Genomic DNA, 1,613 nt, shown 5'->3' with positions numbered 1-1,613 from the left:
GACACGGCGACATTACGGAAATACGGGATGCCCAAGGAAACGTACTGAACCGCTACACGTACGACATCTGGGGCAATCCATTAACCCAGGAGGAGCAAGTTCCGAATATCTTCCGCTACTCGGGAGAGTACTGGGACGCGGCAACGAATTTACAATATTTGCGCGCAAGATGGTATGATCCAAGTATCGGGCGATTTATTAATGAGGATACGTATGAGGGGGAATTGACGAATCCATTAAGTCAGAATCTTTATACGTATGTGCATAATAATCCGCTCAGGTATATTGATCCGACAGGGCATAAGGTTTGGTTAATTCATGGTACATTTAGTAATCCGGAAACTTGGACACCGGAATTTAGAGAGTACATCGGTGGCTTGTATAATGAAGATGTTGCCACACATCGATGGACAGGTGGCAATGATAAATCAGCTAGAAAAGATGGTGCTAAAGCATTAGCGGAGGAAATTATTAAATGGAGAGAAGAGAATCCTGATGAACCTATTAGATTGGTCGGTCATAGTCATGGAGGAAATGTTGCGATTATGGTGGCTAATCTATTAGGTGATGAAGACATAAAAGTTGAAACTCTTGTGACAATTGCAACACCAGTTAGAGGATATCAACTGAAACAAGAAGTAGGACAGCATCTTCATGTATATAACGAACGTGATGGAGTTCAAGTTAACGGAGGAAGTATATGGTTACTAGGGGTGGCACGTCGAACATTTAATAATGCGGCGAATGTGAAAGTAAAAGTTGATAAAAAGTACGATGGAATTGAGTCTCACTCAGTAATGCATTCTAACGTTGATGTCTGGAAAAAATATATTCAAGGACTATTAGCAGATTTCTATGTAAAACCATAACTATTTGTTAGTGTATAAGGACTGCAATTAGCAGTCCTTATATACTTCAAATAATCATTAAAAGGGGTGGTGTATTTGCTACAGCTAATAAGAGCTATATGGGTAGTAGCAATATTAATTAATCTATCTGCCGTTATATGGTTTATCTTAGGAACAACGGCGAATTTCCAACGAGGAATAGATTTGGTATCAACAGTCATTCTTGTCTATTTTGGAATACCATCAATATTGTTAATTATTTTATCAATATTCTTATTTATTAAAAGATGGCTTCCTGCATCATCATGGGGTATAGTTGCTTTGTCTGTAATAATTTTATGTATGTTATCATTGAGTCCAACTTTATTCAAAAATGTAAACAAGAGTGGTTGGTTATTAGAGAATGTGGTAACGGACACGTTACAAATAACAGCGGATGGTCAGTATGAATATCAATTTGAATTAGTCAATCTGTTTCAAAAAAACAGCAATGCTCGGCTGTACGTTAAAAGGATTTCTGATGGTGAGGAAATGCGTATCTCATTAGATATGCCTCTTAATAAAATTAAGGGATTATCAGAGGAAAAGGTAAATTATTGGGTTGTGATGGACGGGACTTCTGAGAAAGATAAGTACATTATGCACACGACATCAAAATTTCCCTTGCCAGATAGAAAGTATAAAGTTGATTTAGAAAAAAGAGAAGCAGTGAAGACGGAATAAAATTGTATTATCTAGAAACCGAGTCTGTAAAATAAAGTGTGT

Annotated in this window: 2 protein-coding genes; both read left to right on the top strand. The window is 37.1% G+C overall.

What is annotated here, in order from left to right:
• Positions 1-869 (top strand): RHS repeat-associated core domain-containing protein (locus A372_RS32535; RefSeq protein ID WP_036702493.1); only part of this gene is annotated, 869 nt, incomplete at its 5' end.
• Positions 870-944: 75 nt separating this feature from the next.
• Positions 945-1,571, top strand: a complete 627-nt coding sequence (locus A372_RS0100080) for a hypothetical protein (RefSeq protein ID WP_019418885.1) — start codon at positions 945-947, stop codon at positions 1,569-1,571.
• Positions 1,572-1,613: the final 42 nt, after the last annotated feature.

Source organism: Paenibacillus sp. OSY-SE (assembly GCF_000283315.1).
Classification (GTDB): Bacteria; Bacillota; Bacilli; order Paenibacillales; family Paenibacillaceae; genus Paenibacillus_B; species Paenibacillus_B profundus.
Note: the sequence above shows the minus strand (reverse complement) of the source record. Positions and strands in the feature narration are given on the sequence as shown.